This is a genomic window from Alcanivorax nanhaiticus (genome assembly GCF_000756665.1).
In the GTDB taxonomy this organism is placed as follows: Bacteria; Pseudomonadota; Gammaproteobacteria; order Pseudomonadales; family Alcanivoracaceae; genus Alcanivorax; species Alcanivorax nanhaiticus.
The window spans coordinates 67,863-85,443 of record NZ_ARXV01000011.1 but is presented as its reverse complement, the minus strand read 5'-3'; the positions used below and the strand labels follow the sequence as shown (position 1 = coordinate 85,443).

At 56.2% G+C, this 17,581-nt stretch carries 16 protein-coding genes; 8 read left to right on the top strand and 8 right to left on the bottom strand.

The window, feature by feature from the left end; all coding sequences use genetic code 11:
- Positions 1–27 precede the first annotated feature (27 nt).
- Positions 28–657 (bottom strand): acyltransferase, encoded by a 630-nt coding sequence (locus Y5S_RS13420; RefSeq protein WP_035233651.1) that lies wholly within the window; start codon positions 655–657, stop codon positions 28–30.
- A gap of 232 nt (positions 658–889) precedes the next feature.
- Here Y5S_RS13420 and Y5S_RS13415 point away from each other — a divergent pair, with 232 nt between their 5' ends.
- Entirely contained in the window at positions 890–1,615 is a 726-nt protein-coding gene (locus tag Y5S_RS13415; protein ID WP_035233650.1) for a DUF4197 domain-containing protein, read from the top strand.
- Positions 1,616–1,700: 85 nt separating this feature from the next.
- Here Y5S_RS13415 and Y5S_RS13410 read toward each other — a convergent pair whose 3' ends face one another.
- From Y5S_RS13410 to Y5S_RS13400, 3 genes are all read right to left on the bottom strand, one after another.
- Positions 1,701–2,432 (bottom strand): glutamine amidotransferase, encoded by a 732-nt coding sequence (locus tag Y5S_RS13410; RefSeq protein ID WP_035233649.1) that lies wholly within the window; start codon positions 2,430–2,432, stop codon positions 1,701–1,703.
- 343 nt (positions 2,433–2,775) lie between these two features.
- Positions 2,776–3,339, bottom strand: coding sequence for a DNA-3-methyladenine glycosylase I (locus Y5S_RS13405; protein WP_035233648.1), 564 nt, complete (start codon positions 3,337–3,339; stop codon positions 2,776–2,778).
- The gene (locus Y5S_RS13400; protein ID WP_197055150.1) at positions 3,311–4,012 is read right to left on the bottom strand and encodes a helix-turn-helix transcriptional regulator; all 702 of its coding nucleotides are present in this window, start codon (positions 4,010–4,012) and stop codon (positions 3,311–3,313) included. The genes Y5S_RS13405 and Y5S_RS13400 overlap by 29 nt, the downstream gene beginning before the upstream one ends.
- A 218-nt stretch (positions 4,013–4,230) precedes the next feature.
- Here Y5S_RS13400 and glyQ point away from each other — a divergent pair, with 218 nt between their 5' ends.
- The 5 genes from glyQ (at position 4,231) to Y5S_RS13375 (ending at position 9,495) form a co-directional block, all read left to right on the top strand.
- On the top strand, positions 4,231–5,220 hold the full coding sequence (gene glyQ / locus Y5S_RS13395) for a glycine--tRNA ligase subunit alpha (protein ID WP_035233645.1): 990 nt from the start codon (positions 4,231–4,233) through the stop codon (positions 5,218–5,220).
- Positions 5,220–7,292 (top strand): glycine--tRNA ligase subunit beta, encoded by a 2,073-nt coding sequence (gene glyS, locus Y5S_RS13390; RefSeq protein WP_035233643.1) that lies wholly within the window; start codon positions 5,220–5,222, stop codon positions 7,290–7,292. Before glyQ ends, glyS begins: the two co-directional genes overlap by 1 nt.
- A gap of 254 nt (positions 7,293–7,546) precedes the next feature.
- Entirely contained in the window at positions 7,547–8,089 is a 543-nt protein-coding gene (gmhB, locus tag Y5S_RS13385) for a D-glycero-beta-D-manno-heptose 1,7-bisphosphate 7-phosphatase (protein WP_035233641.1), read from the top strand.
- Between the two features lie 2 nt (positions 8,090–8,091).
- A complete protein-coding gene (locus tag Y5S_RS13380) occupies positions 8,092–8,829 on the top strand; it encodes a lysophospholipid acyltransferase family protein (RefSeq protein WP_035233639.1) in 738 nt (245 codons plus the stop codon).
- A gap of 306 nt (positions 8,830–9,135) precedes the next feature.
- Positions 9,136–9,495 carry an H-NS histone family protein gene (locus tag Y5S_RS13375; protein WP_035233637.1) on the top strand — a complete coding sequence of 120 codons (360 nt, stop codon included), beginning with the start codon at positions 9,136–9,138 and terminating at the stop codon, positions 9,493–9,495.
- 185 nt (positions 9,496–9,680) lie between these two features.
- On the opposite strand, the gene gyrB is transcribed toward Y5S_RS13375, so the two are convergent.
- The 4 genes from gyrB to dnaA all read right to left on the bottom strand — a co-directional run bounded on the left by gyrB (position 9,681) and on the right by dnaA (position 16,307).
- The gene (gene gyrB / locus Y5S_RS13370; protein ID WP_035233636.1) at positions 9,681–12,098 is read right to left on the bottom strand and encodes a DNA topoisomerase (ATP-hydrolyzing) subunit B; all 2,418 of its coding nucleotides are present in this window, start codon (positions 12,096–12,098) and stop codon (positions 9,681–9,683) included.
- A gap of 9 nt (positions 12,099–12,107) precedes the next feature.
- Entirely contained in the window at positions 12,108–13,223 is a 1,116-nt protein-coding gene (gene recF / locus Y5S_RS13365) for a DNA replication/repair protein RecF (RefSeq protein ID WP_035233634.1), read from the bottom strand.
- A 519-nt stretch (positions 13,224–13,742) separates the two neighbouring features.
- The gene (gene dnaN / locus Y5S_RS13360) at positions 13,743–14,843 is read right to left on the bottom strand and encodes a DNA polymerase III subunit beta (RefSeq protein WP_035233633.1); all 1,101 of its coding nucleotides are present in this window, start codon (positions 14,841–14,843) and stop codon (positions 13,743–13,745) included.
- A gap of 48 nt (positions 14,844–14,891) precedes the next feature.
- Positions 14,892–16,307, bottom strand: a complete 1,416-nt coding sequence (dnaA, locus tag Y5S_RS13355; protein WP_035233631.1) for a chromosomal replication initiator protein DnaA — start codon at positions 16,305–16,307, stop codon at positions 14,892–14,894.
- A gap of 702 nt (positions 16,308–17,009) precedes the next feature.
- Here dnaA and rpmH point away from each other — a divergent pair.
- Together rpmH and rnpA are read left to right on the top strand one after the other, a co-directional pair.
- On the top strand, positions 17,010–17,144 hold the full coding sequence (gene rpmH, locus Y5S_RS13350) for a 50S ribosomal protein L34 (protein ID WP_011590025.1): 135 nt from the start codon (positions 17,010–17,012) through the stop codon (positions 17,142–17,144).
- Positions 17,145–17,181: 37 nt separating this feature from the next.
- Positions 17,182–17,547: a ribonuclease P protein component gene (gene rnpA / locus Y5S_RS13345; RefSeq protein WP_035233627.1), complete on the top strand. Its 366-nt coding sequence runs from the start codon at positions 17,182–17,184 to the stop codon at positions 17,545–17,547.
- Positions 17,548–17,581: the final 34 nt, after the last annotated feature.

Below are 17,581 nucleotides of genomic sequence, written 5' to 3'. Positions count from 1 at the left end.
ATCGTTCAATAGAGAGAATGTTACGGCTTATGTCACCGGCTGTTCAGGAGCGCCGGGGCGACGCCCTACAGGGCGGGCGGGGTTCCCCGCCACAATGGTCCAGGCTGGCACATCACGGGTAACCACAGCCCCCATGCCCACTACCGCATGATCACCAATACGCACCCCGTCCACGATCCCGACACGGGCACCAATCCAGACATCGCTGCCAATATGAATCCCCCGGGACGTCACCGGCTGCTCACGCACCAGGCGATCCGCCGCCATCCCGTGATTGAAGGCATAAAGCGTGCAGTAGGCAGCAATGCGGGTGTCATCGCCGATATGGATACCCGCAGCTCCACCCTCCAGGCTGACATGGTGATTGATACTGACCCGTCGGCCGAGACTCACCGGACCATGAATCACACAATCTGCCGCGATCTGGCTGCCATCGCCCACGATAATGTCGCGACCCGGCTCTGCCAACAGCACCGCCTGCGGGGCCACAAAACAACCCTCGCCGAAATGCACCGTCTCCAGCTGCATCAACCGTTGCTGTATCGCGATCTGCCAGGGCTCCGCCCAAGCGCGATGTTTCGGCTTCAATCGGCCATACAACCAGGGCATATAGGCCAGCCGTTGTTTGTGCTGTTCGCGGTAGTCGTCGTCGGTCATAAAGCAGTTGCAAGCTACAAGTTTCAAGTTACAAGGCGCGTTACAAGTTATTGAGCCCTGAAAGGCCGTGCCCGCGCAACACGCATGCGTTGAAGCGCGGGCCATTACCGGCCAGATCTCATCACCCTCATCCGCGTTGAAACTTGCAACTTGAAACTTGCTCCTCAAAGAAGTGTTTAGCAGCCCGCCCGCTATGCAGTAGCATGAGCATCAAAACCAAGGAGATCCCGCTGTGAAGAAACTTTTGCCCCTCGTCCCTCTTTCACTTGGCCTGGCCCTGGCCGGTTGTCAGAACATGGAAGCCATCATGCCGTGGGTGAGCATGGGTAACGACATGGCCAAGAGCGCCGGCTATAACACCGACGAAAAACTGGCGGCGGGTATCAAGGAAGCACTGGTGAAAGGAACCGATGCGGCAGCGGCACAGTTGTCCCAGGAAGGAGCCATGAACCTCCAGCTCCCCCAGGCCGCTCAACCCATCGCCAACACTCTGCGCCAGTTCGGCATGGGCAGTTATGTGGATAAGGTAGAGACCGCCATGAACCGGGGTGCCGAAAAAGCGGTCGCCGCCGGCGCACCGGTTTTCAAGAATGCCATCAACGCCATGAGCGTGGACGATGCCCTCGGCATCATTCAGGGCGGGGATACCGCTGCCACCAGCTACTTCCGCGGTGAAACCGAAAGCAGCCTGCGTCAGCGCTTCCAGCCGATCGTGCAAGACAGCCTGAAACAGACCGGATTTTACGACCAATACCAGACTTTGCTTGGGGTATACGATAAGTTACCACTCACTGACAAACCCAATCTAAATCTGGAAAGCTATGTCATCGACAACAGCATGGACCAGCTCTACACGCGCATCGGTGAGCAGGAAACCCTGATCCGCAACAACCCCATGCAGCAGGGGAGTGCCCTGATCGGCGCAGTATTCGGCTCAAACACCCAGCCGGTGGAATAACGGATAGTTTCGGGTTGCGAGTAACGAGTTTCGAAAGGCAAAGGTCAGGTTTTCGCAACCCGTAACTCGCTTCTCGCAACTGCTTTTACGCCACCTGCGGCAGGATCAATCGTGCAAACCCCGCCAGAATACTGCTAGCGTCATCGCACTCGCGCACATCCTGTAGATAGGTATCCACCTGCTCCTGACTCAGGCTGTCTCCGCTCAACGCCTGCAGATAGGCACGCATCACATCGGCGCTGAATTCGGGGTGGAACTGCACCCCCCAGACACACTCCCCATAGCGGAAAGCCTGGCAGGCATCATGTACATTGCTGGCAAGCACCGTGGCGCCTGGGGGCGGAGTAAGCACTGACTGTCTGTGCACCACTTGTGCCCACGGGTGATTCTCGATGGCACTTAACAGGGCATCCTGATGGCCAGCCTGAGTGAGACGTAACGGCACCGTTCCTACCTCAATACCCACCGGGTTATCCGCCACTTCGCCGCCCAGGGTCTGCGCCAGCAGTTGATGGCCAAAACAAAGGCCAAGCACGGGCAGGGTGGGCAGCTGGTGAATCGCGCGATACAACCAATGACTCAACGTGGTCATCCAGTCCGCCTGATCTGTCACCATGGCATGGGAACCGGTAATCACCAGCCCGGCCAACGCTGATGCCTCAGGTAAATGATCACCTTGTGAAACATCCACCACCCAAACCGGTGCCGCCGTCGCCAGACCACTGGCGATCCACTGTTCGAAATCACCATAGTGATTGCTGATTTGCGGGTAGGTAGACCCGGTCTTGATGATGGCAATGGGCTTGCTGTTATTCATGACGTTGCACCCTTTAGACATCCTGTCTTTTGTTTTCCACTCTCCACTGTGAAAACAGAGCAAGGGGTGTACCAACTTTTGGGAGGGCAAGTTTCAAGTTACCAGTTGCAACGCGGATAAATGGATTCTCATCTGAAATGCACCGCCCGCGTCCACAGGTTTCAACCCTGGACGCATCGGTTGGTGGCAGCATAACCATCCCGAACAGCGAGTAACGCTTCCAAGTCACGAAAACCTTCAGGTAGAGCCACCCGTTGTTTTGCCTTTCGTCACTCGCTCCTCGAAACTCGAAACTGATTGAATAGCCCCGCCAGTGACGCTCCTACAAATCAGACATGGCTTGTCAGGACAACTCGGCGTGCCTTGGACAGCTTAGCAGGTGGTCGTTAACCATCCCGGTGGCCTGCATGAAGGCATAGACGATGGTGGGGCCGACAAATTTGAAGCCACGTTTTTTCAGTGCCTTGCTCATGGCTTCAGCCTGAGGAGTAGCAGCAGGCACCTGTTTAAGGCTGGCAAAGTGATTGATCTGCGGACTTCCATCAACGAAATCCCATAAAAAATCGCTAAACGTGCGGCCTTCTTCCTTTAAATCCAGATATGCGCGCGCATTGCCTATGGTGGCACGGACTTTAAGGCGATTGCGGATGATACCCGGGTCAGCCAGTAACTCGGCCACCTTGCCCTCGTCGTAACGGACGATCTTTTCCGCATCGAAGCGATCGAATACCTCACGGTAACGATCCCGTTTACGCAGTACCGTAATCCAGCTCAACCCCGCTTGGGCCCCCTCCAGATTGAGGCACTCAAACAAGCTGCGATCATCATAGTCCGGCACACCCCATTCATGATCATGGTAGTGCTGATATAGCGGATCATCACCGCACCAGGGACAACGGTCTTTCATCTTTTTGCTCTCTTTCACAACGATGCTTTTCCCAGGCTTCATAGTCCGCCAGGGTCTGTCCCGGAACGACCGGATAATCCAGCTCCAGTGTTTGCAGTATCACAATGCGGTCCACACGGAAGTGGCGGAAGGCTGCCCGTAGTTCGCACCAGCCCACCAATGTCCAGCAATGACCCCAGAAATACAGACCCAGGGGCCAGAGAATCCTTTTACTGGGCTGCTCCTGAGCATCCCGATAATGCAGCTGGATTTTGCGGCGTTCAGCAATCGCCCGCTGCAAAGGATCCAGCAGGGCTCCCAGCATTCGACGCTCCGGAAGCACCGGCGCACTTACCGAAGGAGTCATATCGCGCAGCTGCGCCGGCACCGCCATGGCCAGTTTTTCCTGTACCGCGCGTAGCGCTTCGGCCTGGCGTTTACCCGCCCAGCCCTGAGCCATGGCCAGGCTGCTCAACAACACCTGCCATTCTTCCGGGCTGAACATCAACGGCGGTAGCTGATACCCCTCCAGCAGGGCATAGCCTTTCCCCGCCTGGGAATAAACCGGCACACCACTGGCACTGAGGTGATCAATATCCCGGTAGATGGTGCGCTCGGACACCTGAAACCGCTCCGCCAGACTGGCCGCTGTGGTCCACTGATTGGCACCGAGAGCCTGTACAATCTGAAACAACCGCTCTGCTGGTCGCATTGTCTTCCCTGTTATCCCCACAGAAGGTATGCCGGAGACATTAATTAAGTCCAACGGCTGCGTCATTCTAATCCTGCTCTCCTGACACCCTGGTGTCAGTAGCCATTCCCTGCCGTTCAGCGGTATCACCAGCGGGTGCGGCCCGGTATACTTGGCGGCTGATTTTTCGCGGTAAACGAACTCGAACAACAGGATTCACCATGGCGGAACAACCGCAGACGGACATCATGACTTTCCAGGGCCTGATTCTGGCCCTGCAGCAGTACTGGGCAGAGCAGGGTTGCGTGGTTGTGCAGCCGCTGGACATGGAAGTGGGCGCGGGCACTTTTCACCCCTCCACCTTCCTGCGCGCCATCGGCCCGGAGAACTGGAACAGCGCCTATGTTCAGCCTTCCCGGCGTCCTACTGATGGCCGCTACGGGGAAAACCCCAATCGGCTGCAGCACTATTACCAGTTCCAGGTGGTCCTGAAACCGTCTCCGGACAACATCCAGGAGCTGTATCTCGGCTCCCTGCGCATGCTCGGCTTTGATCCGCTGGTCCATGATATCCGCTTTGTGGAAGACAACTGGGAATCACCCACTCTGGGCGCCTGGGGGCTGGGCTGGGAAGTGTGGCTCAACGGCATGGAAGTGACCCAGTTCACCTACTTCCAGCAGGTCGGCGGCATCGACTGCTACCCGGTTACCGGTGAGATCACCTATGGCCTCGAGCGCCTGGCCATGTACATCCAGGGGGTGGACTCCGTCTACGACCTAATCTGGTCCGACGGCCCCTTCGGCAAGGTGACTTACGGCGATGTGTTCCTGCAAAACGAAGTGGAGATGTCCACCTTCAACTTCGAACACGCCAACGTGGACGAGCTGTTCAAGCAGTTCGACCTGTTCGAGTCCGAGTCCACCAAGCTGATCGAGGCCGGCCTGCCGCTGCCGGCCTATGAATATGTATTGAAGGCCTCCCATACCTTCAACCTGCTGGATGCCCGCAAGGCCATCTCCGTGACCGAACGCCAGCGCTTTATCCTGCGTGTACGCACCCTGGCCCGTGCCGTGGCCCAGGCTTACTTCGATGCACGCCGCAAGTTGGGCTTCCCCATGGCTGACGACGCCATTCGTGAGGAAGTGGAAGCGGAACTGCAAAAGCAGGATGAGAAAGCCGCCAAACAGGCGAACAAGAAGGGGAAGAAATAATGTCCCGGGATTTGCTGATTGAACTGGGCACGGAAGAGCTGCCCCCGAAAGCGCTGCCCAACCTGAGCGCCGCGCTCACCGAAGAATTTGTCCGCCAGCTGGATGAAGCCGGCCTGAATCATGGTGACGTGGAAAGCTTTGCCGCCCCCCGCCGTTTGGCTGTGCTGGTGCGAGGCCTGGATGACAAGCAGGCCGACCGCGATATCGAGCGTCAGGGCCCGGCTGTGCAAGCCGCCTTCGACAAGGACGGCAACCCCACCAAGGCAGCCCAGGGCTTTGCCGCCTCGCTGGGCCTGACCGTAGACCAGCTGGGTCGTCAGGACACCGGCAAGGGCGAGCGTCTGGTCGCCAACATTACCGAACAGGGCAAGCCCACCGTGGAGCTGGTGCCGGAGTTTTTCTCCCTGGCCATCCAGAAGCTACCGATTCCCAAGCGCATGCGCTGGGGCAAACGCAAGGTACAGTTTGTGCGTCCGGCGCACTGGCTGGTAGCGCTGTTCGGTGACGAAGTGGTGCCGTTCGAGTTGCTGGACCTGCAATCCGGTCGCACCAGCTATGGCCACCGTTTCCACGCACCGGGGGCCATTGAGCTGGCCAACGCCGGCGAGTACCAGACTCGGATGGAAAGCGACGGTCACGTGATCGCCGACTTCAATCGCCGCAAGGCCATGATCGAAGAACAGGCCATTGCCGCGGGCAAGCAGGCCGGCGGCACCGCGCAGATTGATCCTGACCTGCTCAACGAAGTCACTGCCCTGGTAGAGTGGCCGGAAGCCCTCACCGGCAGCTTCGACAACGACTTCCTGCGTGTTCCCCAGGAAGCGCTGATCAGCGCCATGGAAGAACACCAGAAGTACTTCTCGGTGCTGGATGGCAACGGCAAGCTGATGCCCAGGTTCATCACCATCAGCAACATCCAGTCCAAGGATGCACAACAGGTGATCGCCGGTAACGAGAAGGTGATTCGCCCACGTCTGGCAGATGCGGCCTTCTTCTACGACAACGATTGCAAGAAGACCCTGGCCCAGCACGGCGAAGGTCTGGCCAATGTCGTATTCCAGCAGCAACTGGGTACCGTGGCGGACAAGTGCCAGCGTATTGGCCGACTTGCCAGCATTATTGCTAACCACATCGGTGGTAACAGCGATCAGGCCAAGCTGGCGGGCGAGTTGAGCAAAGCCGATCTGAACAGCGAGATGGTGTACGAGTTCGACACCATGCAGGGCATCATGGGTTACTACTTGGCCCAGCGCGAAGGCCAACCGGAAGACGTGGCCAAGGCACTGTACGAACAGTACCTGCCGCGCTATGCCGGTGACACCCTGCCGCAAAGCAAGATCGGTATGGCCGTGTCCCTGGCCGACAAGATCGATACGCTGGTGGGCATTTTCGGTATCGGCCAGAAGCCCAGTGGAGCCAAGGACCCTTACGCACTGCGTCGTGCCACCCTAGGTGTGCTGCGCATCATCATAGAGAATGAGCTTAATCTTGATATCTATGAACTTCTCTATGAGGCTGCTGAGTCTTTAAGTGGAAAAATAGACTCCAATTATGTTCAGGATGCTTACGACTTTATCAAGGGCCGCTACCGCGCCATGTACCAGGAGCAGGGCATTGCCACGCCGGTGATCCTGTCGGTGCTGGCCATCGACGACGCCTGCCGCAAGCCACTGGATTTCGATCGCCGCGTGAAAGCGGTAGCCGAGTTCCAGCAGCGCGAAGAGGCCGCCGCCCTGGCTGCCGCCAACAAGCGGGTCTCCAACATCCTGGCCAAGCTGGAAGGCGATGCGCCGGAAGAGATTGATGGTGCTCTGCTGGAAGATGAGGCCGAACAGACCCTCACCAATCTGGTGGTAGCCAGTTACGAGCAGTCTGAACCACTGCTGGAGAAGGGCGATTATCAGGGCGTACTGGAAATGCTGGCCGAACTCCGTGAGCCGGTAGACGCCTTCTTCGACACGGTCATGGTGATGGCCGAAGACGAAGCCGTGCGCAATAATCGCCTGGCCATTCTGGCGTTCTTGCGAGACCTGTTCCTGAACGTGGCAGATATCAGTCTGTTGCAGGAATAAACGACGCTGCACGCAACACGCTAAACCAGGGCCGCAGTAACTGCGGCCTTTGTTTATAAATCTACACCGCCGTAGGAGCATCGCTGGCAGCGCGATCACAAAGTTGCGAGTTACGAGAAGCGAGTTTCGAAAGGCGATACCGGCAGACCTTACTGCTTCAAGGTTTTCGCAACTCGAAACTCGAAACTCGTTCCTGGCTAGGGGCCGAGCGCAGCGAATAACCGACACTCCTACGGCAAACTACAAGGAACACCATGAACAAACTGGTTATCCTCGACCGCGACGGTGTCATTAACCAAGACTCCGATGCCTACATCAAAACCGTGGACGAGTGGATTCCCATCCCCGGCAGCATCGAGGCCATTGCTCGCCTGAGCAAGGCGGGGTATACCGTGGTGGTGGCCACCAATCAGTCCGGGATTGGTCGCGGTTATTATGATGAGGCCACTCTCACTGCCATGCATGATCGACTGCGTGCGCTGGTGGCAGGGCAGGGTGGCGAGCTGGGCAAAATCTACCATTGCCCTCACGCGCCAGAGGATGGCTGTGACTGCCGCAAGCCGCTGCCCGGTCTGATCGACCAGATTGTTACCGAGTATGGCGATGTGTCCGGTGCGCCCCTGATTGGTGATAGCCTTAGGGACTTGGAAGCGGGCTTGGCCCGTCACTGCCAACCGGTGCTGGTACTCACCGGGAAAGGCCAGAAAACCTTTGATAAAGGCTTACCTGCATCTCTGGGTGAGGTCGCGGTATTTGATTCTCTGGCTGATTTTGTTGATCACACCTTGAAGGATTAACTATGCAGCACGACACACCGTCGCTGTCGATCAAGGTTCGCAGCGCGCTGTTTTTCGTGCTGTATAACCTGGCCGGTATTCTCTACAGTTTTCTTTGCGTTCTGATCGGTCCTTTTTTACCGCTCAAGCCTCGCCACCGTTTCATTAACGGCTGGACCCGCTGTGCCATGTGGCTGGACCGTCACCTCAACCGGGTAGAGGTCAAACTGGAAGGCGCAGAGCATCTACCCAATACCCCTTGTCTGGTGCTTCCCAATCACCAAAGCAGTTGGGAAACCTTTTATCTGCAAACCGTGATTTGTCCGCAGACAACGGTAGTCAAAAAAGAACTGCTATGGGTGCCGTTCTTTGGTTGGGGGCTGGCGCTGCTCAACCCGATCCGCATTGACCGCAGCAAGGGCAATGCGGCCCTCAAGTCTCTGCTCAAGCAGGGCAAGGAGCGGCTCAATCAGGGCCTTCCCGTTGTGATTTTCCCCGAGGGTACCCGTCAGCAGCCGGGCACTATCGGCAAATTCAATCACGGCGGTACCATGCTCGCCTGTCAGGCCGGCGTCCCCGTGATCGCCATCAGCCATAACAGTGGCGATTGCTGGCCCAAAGGAAGCTGGGTTCGCTACCCCGGCACTATCACCATCCGTATCAGCCCACCTATCACCACTGAAGGCAAAAAAGCCCAGCAGGTGACAACGGAAGTGCAGGAATGGATTCGGGATCATTATCCTGGTGAGCTTTCGGAATAAAAAATCAGCGGCGAGCTACGAGTTTCTAGCTGCAAGAAAAATCAAAAGCCTCCTCAGCAGGAGCTCCCTTCCAAGGAACGAACCGGGCGCAGCGAATCACATGCGCTCCTACCTCTGCTTCGTCGAAATCATATAACCCGGGAACTATTCGGGGTTTTCCTTTCAAATCAAGCGTAGCTTGTAGCTTGTAGCTTGTAGCTCGTAGCTCGTAGCTCGTAGCGATTTTAAGCCCCCCTTATTGCCAACCCTCCTTAAAATAACTACAGTCATCCGCGCATTTTACTGACTACTCACAAGGGTATGATAATGACCATCAATCTTGATGAACTTTCCATCGACGAACTGGAAAAACTGATCAAGCAAGCGGAAGCTGCTCTGGACAAAAAGCGTAAGGCTGAGCTGAAAAATGCCCAGGCAGTGCTGGAAAAGATGGCCAAGGAACTGGGCGTTGATCCTTCCGAACTTCTCAAAGGTGCCAGCGAGAAAAAGAAAACCACTCGCAAAAAAGGCGCAGCCAAGAAGAAAACCGGTGTCCGTAAACCTGCCGCTGTGAAGTACCGTGATCCCGCCAACAGCAGCAACACCTGGACCGGCCGCGGCAAGCGTCCCCTGTGGCTTCAGGATGCACTGTCAAAAGGTGCCAAGCTGGAAGATTTTGCGGTTTAAGTTACGCATGATCCCAGAGGCCTGACGCGAGAAGCGAAAGGCAAAAAAAAGCGAACCCTTTGGTTCGCTTTTTTTATGCTTCAACCGCAGTAGCGAGTTGTGAGAAGCGAGTTTCGAAAGGCGATACCCAGACGGGAACAATGCCGGTTTTCGAAACTCGTGACTCGTACCTCGCTTCCCGGCGCTTACACGTCCAGGTTGGATACCTGCAGCGCGTTGGACTCGATGAACTGACGGCGAGGGTCCACGTCGTCGCCCATCAGGCAGGTGAAGATCTGGTCTGCCGCGATGGCGTCCTCGATGGTCACCTGCAACATGCGACGGCTTTCCGGATCCATCGTGGTTTCCCACAGCTGTTCCGCATTCATCTCACCCAACCCTTTATAGCGCTGGATCGCCGTGCCGCGACGGGCCTGCACCATCAACCACTCCAGTGCATCGGCGAAGTGGCGGATAGGACGCTGGGTCTCTCCACGCTGGATGTAGGCATCATCTTCCAGCAAGCCTTCCAGAGTTTCCCCCAGTGCCTTGATCTTCTGGTAGTCAGGTGACTGCAGGAAATCCACGGTGACCCGATATTCGCGGGGCACACCGTGAGCGAGTACTTGCACACGTGGCAGATAGATGCCTCGCTCTTCATCCTTGGCCGCAGTAATCGTGAACGTCTGGGTGGCATCGGTAATGGCATCCACACGCTTGCCAAGGATCTCACACCAGCTTTCCATGCCTGCCTGATCCTTCAGGCTGTCTTCATTCAAAGACGCCATGTAGATCATCTGCTCCAGTACTTCCTCCGGGAAGACACGGGACTGACGATCAACAATTTTCATAACATTGCGATATTCTGCAATCAGGTTAGCCAGCGGTTCACCACTGATTGGCGGTGCATCGTTACCCGGGAAGAGGGCGGTCTTTTCCAGCGCCAGAGTCGTCAGATACTCCTCCATGGCCGGATCATCCTTGATATAGGTTTCCTGTTTGCCTTTCTTCACCTTGTACAGCGGCGGCTGGGCGATATAAATGTAGCCACGCTCGATCAGCTCAGGCATCTGACGGAAGAAGAAGGTGAGCAGCAGGGTACGAATGTGGGAACCATCCACGTCCGCATCCGTCATGATAATGATGCGGTGGTAGCGCAGCTTTTCTACGTTGTATTCATCACGGCCGATACCGCAACCCAGCGCCGTAATCAGCGTGCCCACTTCCTGGGAGGAGAGCATCTTGTCGAAGCGTGCTTTCTCCACGTTGAGAATTTTACCCTTCAACGGCAGAATCGCCTGGTTCTTGCGGTCACGGCCCTGTTTTGCCGAGCCCCCCGCAGAGTCACCCTCCACAATGTAGAGTTCTGACTGGGCAGGATCTTTCTGCTGACAATCCGCCAGTTTGCCGGGCAGACCAGCGATGTCCAGCGCGCCTTTACGACGGGTCATTTCCCGCGCTTTACGCGCCGCATCACGGGCACGGGCAGCATCAATGATTTTCTGGGTAATCGCCTTGGCTTCGCCCGGGTTTTCCAGCAAATAATCCTGGAAAAGCTCGCCCATGGTCTGCTCTACCGCGCCTTTCACTTCCGAGGACACCAGCTTGTCCTTGGTCTGGCTGGAGAACTTGGGATCCGGCACCTTCACGGAGATCACCGCCGTGAGCCCCTCACGAGCGTCATCACCGGATGGGTTAGCCTTTTCCTTCTTGAGCAGGCCTTCCTTGTCCATGTAGTTGTTCAGGGTCCGGGTGAGGGCACCGCGGAAACCGGCAAGGTGAGTCCCCCCATCGCGCTGGGGGATATTGTTGGTAAAGCAGAAGATGTTTTCCTGGTAGGAATCATTCCACTGCATGGCCACTTCTACCGCGATACCGTCTTCCTCGCGCTCGTACTGGAAGTGGAATACCTGGTTCAGCGGGGTTTTGTTCACGTTCAGGTAGCTGACAAAGGCACTTAGACCACCTTCATATTCGAAGATTTCCTCTTCGCCGCTACGCTCGTCCTTCAGGTGAATACGCACACCCGAGTTCAGGAAGCTCAGCTCCCGCAGACGCTTGGCGAGAATATCGTAGTGGAACTTGATATTGCTGAAGGTCTCGGCGGAAGGGCGGAAGTGCACGCTAGTGCCGCTGGTTTCAGTGCTGCCTACCACTTCCAGGGGCTTGTCCGGCACGCCATGGCGATAAATCTGCTCATGCACCTGGCCGTTACGGCGAATGGTCAGCTTCAGCTCTTCGGAAAGGGCGTTTACCACCGACACACCCACACCGTGAAGACCACCGGAAACCTTATAGGTGTTGTCATCGAACTTGCCGCCAGCATGGAGTACGGTGAGGATAACTTCTGCCGCAGACACGCCTTCTTCCTCATGGATATCCGTCGGAATACCCCGACCATTATCCTGAATGGAGACAGACTCGTCCGGGTGAATCACCACCTTGATCTCGGAACAGAAGCCAGCCAGAGCCTCATCGATAGAGTTATCCACCACCTCAAACACCATGTGGTGGAGGCCGGTGCCGTCATCCGTGTCACCAATATACATGCCGGGGCGTTTGCGAACGGCATCCAACCCTTTCAGCACCTTAATGCTGGATGAATCGTAATTTTTCTCCGCCATGCTCTTTCCTTATTCACTCCCGGTAGGGGACAGCGGCCTAAGTCGACCATGTTCCACGTGGAACATTTTGCTTTCCACCGTCTTTAGTGCGTTATTGTCATTCACCACTGCAGCCCAGGACGGTTCATCCAGGGCCGTTATCAATGTCTGGTGTCCTGTGCCGGCAAGATAGCCCAGCAAACGGTTGCGATGCTCTTCGTCCAGCTCTGCGGCCAGATCATCCACCAACAGGGTACACACCTTGCCGGCTTCACTGATCAGAGGCAGTTGCGCCAGCATCAATCCATAGGCTATTAATTTAGCCTGGCCACGAGACACTCGATCCCGCGCCACCACATCACCAATGGCAATGCGAATATCGCTACGATGAAACCCCGCTTGACTGAAGCCACGACGGATATCGTCTTGCCGCAAACGCAGCAAAGCATCCTGGGTAGTCTCACCTTTCTGCAGGCCTGTCTGCAGCTGAATACGGACGTTTAACTCCGGGGACAGCACGGCCATCACCCGTTTCAATCCGTCCTGCAAGGCAGACAGATAGGCCCTGCGTAACCCTTCGATTCTATCAGAACTCTCGGCCAGTTGCTGATCCCAAAAGCCCAATTCTCGCGGGTTTATTGCACCTGATCGCAACAGGGCATTCCGTTGTTTCAGCGCTGCCGAGGCATGCCTCCACAGTGGCATAAATTGATGTTCCACGTGGAACATCCCCCAGTCCATAAACCGTCTCCGCAGGGCTGAAGCACCAAACACAAGCTCAACGGAGGTTGGATGTAACGCAAGAACAGGAAGGAGGGAAGCCACTTCGCTCAAGGCTTTGGGGGTCTGACCATCCAGCTTGATGGCATCAATACCTCCGGGAGTGCGACGAACCCCCAGGCGATGCAGCTGCTCATCAGAGAGAACCTCGGCATAAAGAGTCGCCGCATCAGCACCGTCACGAACCAGGCGAGACAAGCGACCACCCCGAAAGGAGCGCCCCCCACTACCAATAAAGTAGACAGCCTCCAGCAGACTGGTCTTGCCACTACCATTGTCACCCAGGATCACATTCAGAGAAGGGGAGAACTCAAGGTCGGCTTGGCGATAGTTGCGAAAATCTCCCAACTGGAGACGACTCAGCATAAATCCGGGATCCTATCGACAACAAAGCGAGCAAGTGAAATTCATCCACAGATTGTATCGCAGCTGGAAAAGCACTGCCTGCCTTTCACCGCGCTGGTTTCACCCACAACAAAACACACCTTACCCACAAAACTATCCACAGGTGCTTTAAAAAGCATAAAGGCTGGTTTAACCACAGAGGGCGCAGGGTTCACTGAGGAAAACAGAACGCAGCATCCAGCAGACGATACAGTGCTGCGCGCACAGTCGAGTCATACAGGTATAACCTGCAGCAGGAGCGTCGCTTGAGACGCGAATGCGAGTCTTGGCGAGAAAAAACATCCCTCGCGGGCTCAGGCTCGCGTCTCAAGCGACGCTCCTACTGCGGCTTTGGAAAATGCCGCACCCGCCGGGGAACTTTTCGACCTTTCTTAATCCAACCGCGCGGAGCTCGTAGCTCGTAGCTCGTAGCTCGTAGCTTTATGTGCAGGCACAAAAAAGCCCGACATATAGCCGGGCTTTTTGCTGGAACATGGGTGATCAGAGGCGCATGGGCATGACCACATAAAGGGCCGCCTTGCTTTCTGGATCAAACACCAGAGCACTGCTATTGCTGTCGCCCATTTCCAGCTCCGCCTGGGTGCCGTTCATGGTGTTGAGCACATCCAGCAGATAGCTCACGTTGAAGCCAATCTCCAAAGGCTGACCGTTGAAATCCACGGATACTTCTTCTTCCGCTTCTTCCTGCTCCGGGTTGTTGGCCACAATACGCAGGCTACCCTCAGCCAACTGCACCCGCACGCCACGGTATTTCTCGTTGGAAAGGATGGCCACCCGAGCCAATGCCTGACGCAGGGTCTCGCGATCGGCAATCACATGACGAGTGCCTTCCTTGGGGATCACCCGGTCATATTCCGGGAACTTGCCGTCCACCAGCTTGGAGGTGAAGGTGATGGCACCCACCACAATGCGCACATGGTTACGGCCGATGGTCAGGCGGGCCGCTTCGCCTGCATCGCCAAGAATACGGGACAATTCCATCACACCCTTGCGTGGCAGAATCACCGAGGCTTCTTCTACTGGCGCTTCCAGCTCCGCATCACACAGTGCCAGACGGTGACCATCGGTCGCCACAGCACGCAGGCGCCCCGGCTTCAGCTCGAACAGCATACCGTTAAGGTAGTAACGCACATCCTGCTGCGCCATGGAGAAAGCCGTACGATCAATCAGGCTTCGCAGCACGTTAGGCTGGATATCGAGGGTAGAGCCCGTAGCATCTTCATCCTGGCTGGGAAATTCCGATGCGGGCAAAGTAGAGAGGGTGAAGCGGCTGCGGCCAGAACGAACCAACATACGCTCACCGTCTACCTCAAAGCGAATCTCGGCTTCCGCCGGCAGGCTCTTGGCGATATCGACCAGCTTGCGCGCAGGCACTGTAGTCTCACCCGGCTGCAGCTCACCTTCCAGCGCCAAACGCGCCACCAGCTCCAGCTCAAGGTCGGTGCCCGTCATGGAAAGCTGGCCGTCCCCGACTTCCAGCAGGACGTTGGACAGCACCGGCAGGGTCTGCCGTTTTTCGACCACTGCAGCGACCTGCTGCAAGGGCTTGAGGAGCTGTTCTCTATTGATTGAGAATTTCATCGCGCTTTCCCGTTCTGGTTATCAGGGCTTCCGTTGTTATCCCCCTGCTCAGGACGTCAGTGTCCGCAACAGGTTCTGATAGTCTTCTTCGATTTCCGGGTTGGATTCCCGCAGCTCCAACACCTTGCGGCAAGCATGCAACACCGTAGTGTGATCCCGGCCACCAAAATTTTCACCGATCTCCGGCAGGCTGTGACTGGTCAGCTCCTTGGAGAGCGCCATGGCCACCTGGCGAGGACGCGCCACTGAGCGCGTCCTTCGCGGCGAGAGCAGGTCATTAATCTTGATCTTGTAGTACTCGGCTACCACTCGCTGGATATTGTCGATACTGATCTGGCGCGCCTGCAAGGCAATCAGATCCTTGAGCGCTTCCTTGATCAAACCAATATCGATCTGTGCGCCGGTAAAGCGTACATGGGCAATCACCCGCCGCAGAGCCCCTTCCAGTTCCCGTACATTAGAACGGATACGCTGGGCGATAAAGAAGGCGGCATCATTGGGCAAATCCACCTTCGCCTCTTCGGCTTTCTTCTTGAGAATTGCCACCCGCGTTTCCAGTTCCGGCGGCTCCATGGGCTGGGAGAGCCCCCAGCCAAACCGGCTCTTCAGGCGCTCTTCCAGGCCATCTACTTCCTTGGGAAACTTGTCACAGGTAAGAATGATTTGCTGACCATTTTCGAGCAGAGCATTAAAGGTATGGAAGAACTCCTCCTGGGACTGCTCTTTACCTGCAAAAAACTGAATATCATCAATCAGCAACGCATCCACACTTCGGTAGAAGCGCTTGAACTCATTGATCGTCTTGTTGCGCAGCGCAGAGATCATGTCTGCCACAAAGCGCTCACTGTGCAGGTAAACCACCTTGGCATTGGGATTACGACGGATCAGCTCGTTGCCCACCGCATGCATCAAGTGCGTCTTCCCCAAGCCAACACCGCCATATAGCAGCAGCGGGTTGTAGCCGTGACTGGCTGGATTCTCGGCAACTTGCTGAGCGGCGGCGGCGGCCATACGGTTGGATTTCCCCTCGACAAAGGTGGCGAAGGTAAAGCCGGTATTCAGATTGCTGCGATGCTTGCGGGCTCCACCCACCTCGGCCTGGGGTGCGGCCGAACGGACCTCAGCGGGTTCCGGCGTTCGTATCGGGCCTGCAGGACTTGCCGCAGGAGTTGATACCGGCTGGGGTGCAGAAGCCGCTGGCACAGCTGCCGCTCTCGAAGACCCCACCTCAAGGCGCAAATGTGGCAAGGATCCCGCCTGCATTTCGCCTAACACCTCACCGATACGCTCCAGGTACTTGTCGCGCACCCAGTCCACCACAAAGCGATTAGGAGCAAACAGGGTCAGCTCTGCGCCATCTGCGGAGGCGGCCACCTGAAGCGGTCGAATCCACATGTTGTACTGCTGTGACGGCAACTCATCCTCAAGCCGCGTCAGACAGCGTTGCCAGAGCTCCTCAGACACAAAACCGCCTTGCTCAAAAAATGAATGATGTGGGCGTGAACCCGAATCGAGCCAGCCATTCTACCCTCTGGATCCTCCATCTATCCACAGGCTCACCGGCTTTTTTTTCTCTGTTTTTACTGTGGATAACTATACCCATAACCCTGTTGGGGAGTGCAGGGACAACCCGGTGGAAAACTGGGTGGACGACTTATACCCACATTTAATGACAGGCGATCCCCGACTCACCCCCAGGGGTTACACACAACGATACGCAAGTTACCAACAACGCAAGCCACTGAAAAAAATAAGGAAAAGCGAGTTACCCACAAAAAACGGCTCCCCTTATAACTACTAATACAATCAATAAATACTTAAATAATTTAATTCTATTAACAGTCTGGTTTCAGAAAGCCCAATGCGGGATTTGCATGCCGCCAACCCCTCGCAGGAACATTGCTCGAGCTGCAAACAGCAAAGACGCGAGCTACGAGCAGCGAGTTTCGAAAATCAAAACCATCGGATCCGCATCGCAGTGGCTTTTGCATTTCGCAACTCAACTCAAAACTCGCTACTCACTGTCGCTCGATCCCCCTCGGTGAGCACACCAGGCCAACCCAGCAATTACCTGAAAAGGTCATTCACTGCCCATTGACACAACAACACCTATTCCCTAGACTTGCCGGCCTTCTGAAATGCTGTTACTAGCACAGGTAAGCGAACATGAAACGTACATTCCAGCCCAGCGTACTCAAGCGCAAGCGTGCCCACGGTTTCCGTGCCCGCATGGCCACCAAGAACGGTCGCAAGATTCTGGCCGCTCGTCGTGCCAAGGGTCGTAAGCGGTTGGCTGCCTAAGCCAACCGTTTTACCCGTCCCTCCGGCAGAGGTAACTGTGCCCGACAGCCTGGCCTTTACCCGCCAACACCGACTTCTTACCGGTAGCCAATATCAAACCGTTTTTGACCACCCCAAGTGGAAGGTGGGCAATGCGGTCTTCTTGTTGTTGGCAACGCCCAGCGAGCAACCCCTTCCCCGACTGGGATTGGTGATTGGTCGCAAGCGCGCCAAGCGTGCTGTTGACCGTGCCTGCGTCAAGCGACGCGCCCGGGAACAGTTCCGGGTTCGCCAGGATCAACTGGTTGGTCTCGACATTATTCTTCTGGTCCGGGGCCGTATTGATCACCCGGATTCTGCTCAGGTTACCCTCCAGCTCGGCCAGCTATTTGACAAGCTGCTTGCCAAGTGTCGGCAAGCTTGAGAAACTGCGGCCCGTTTTTCACGCTACTGATTAG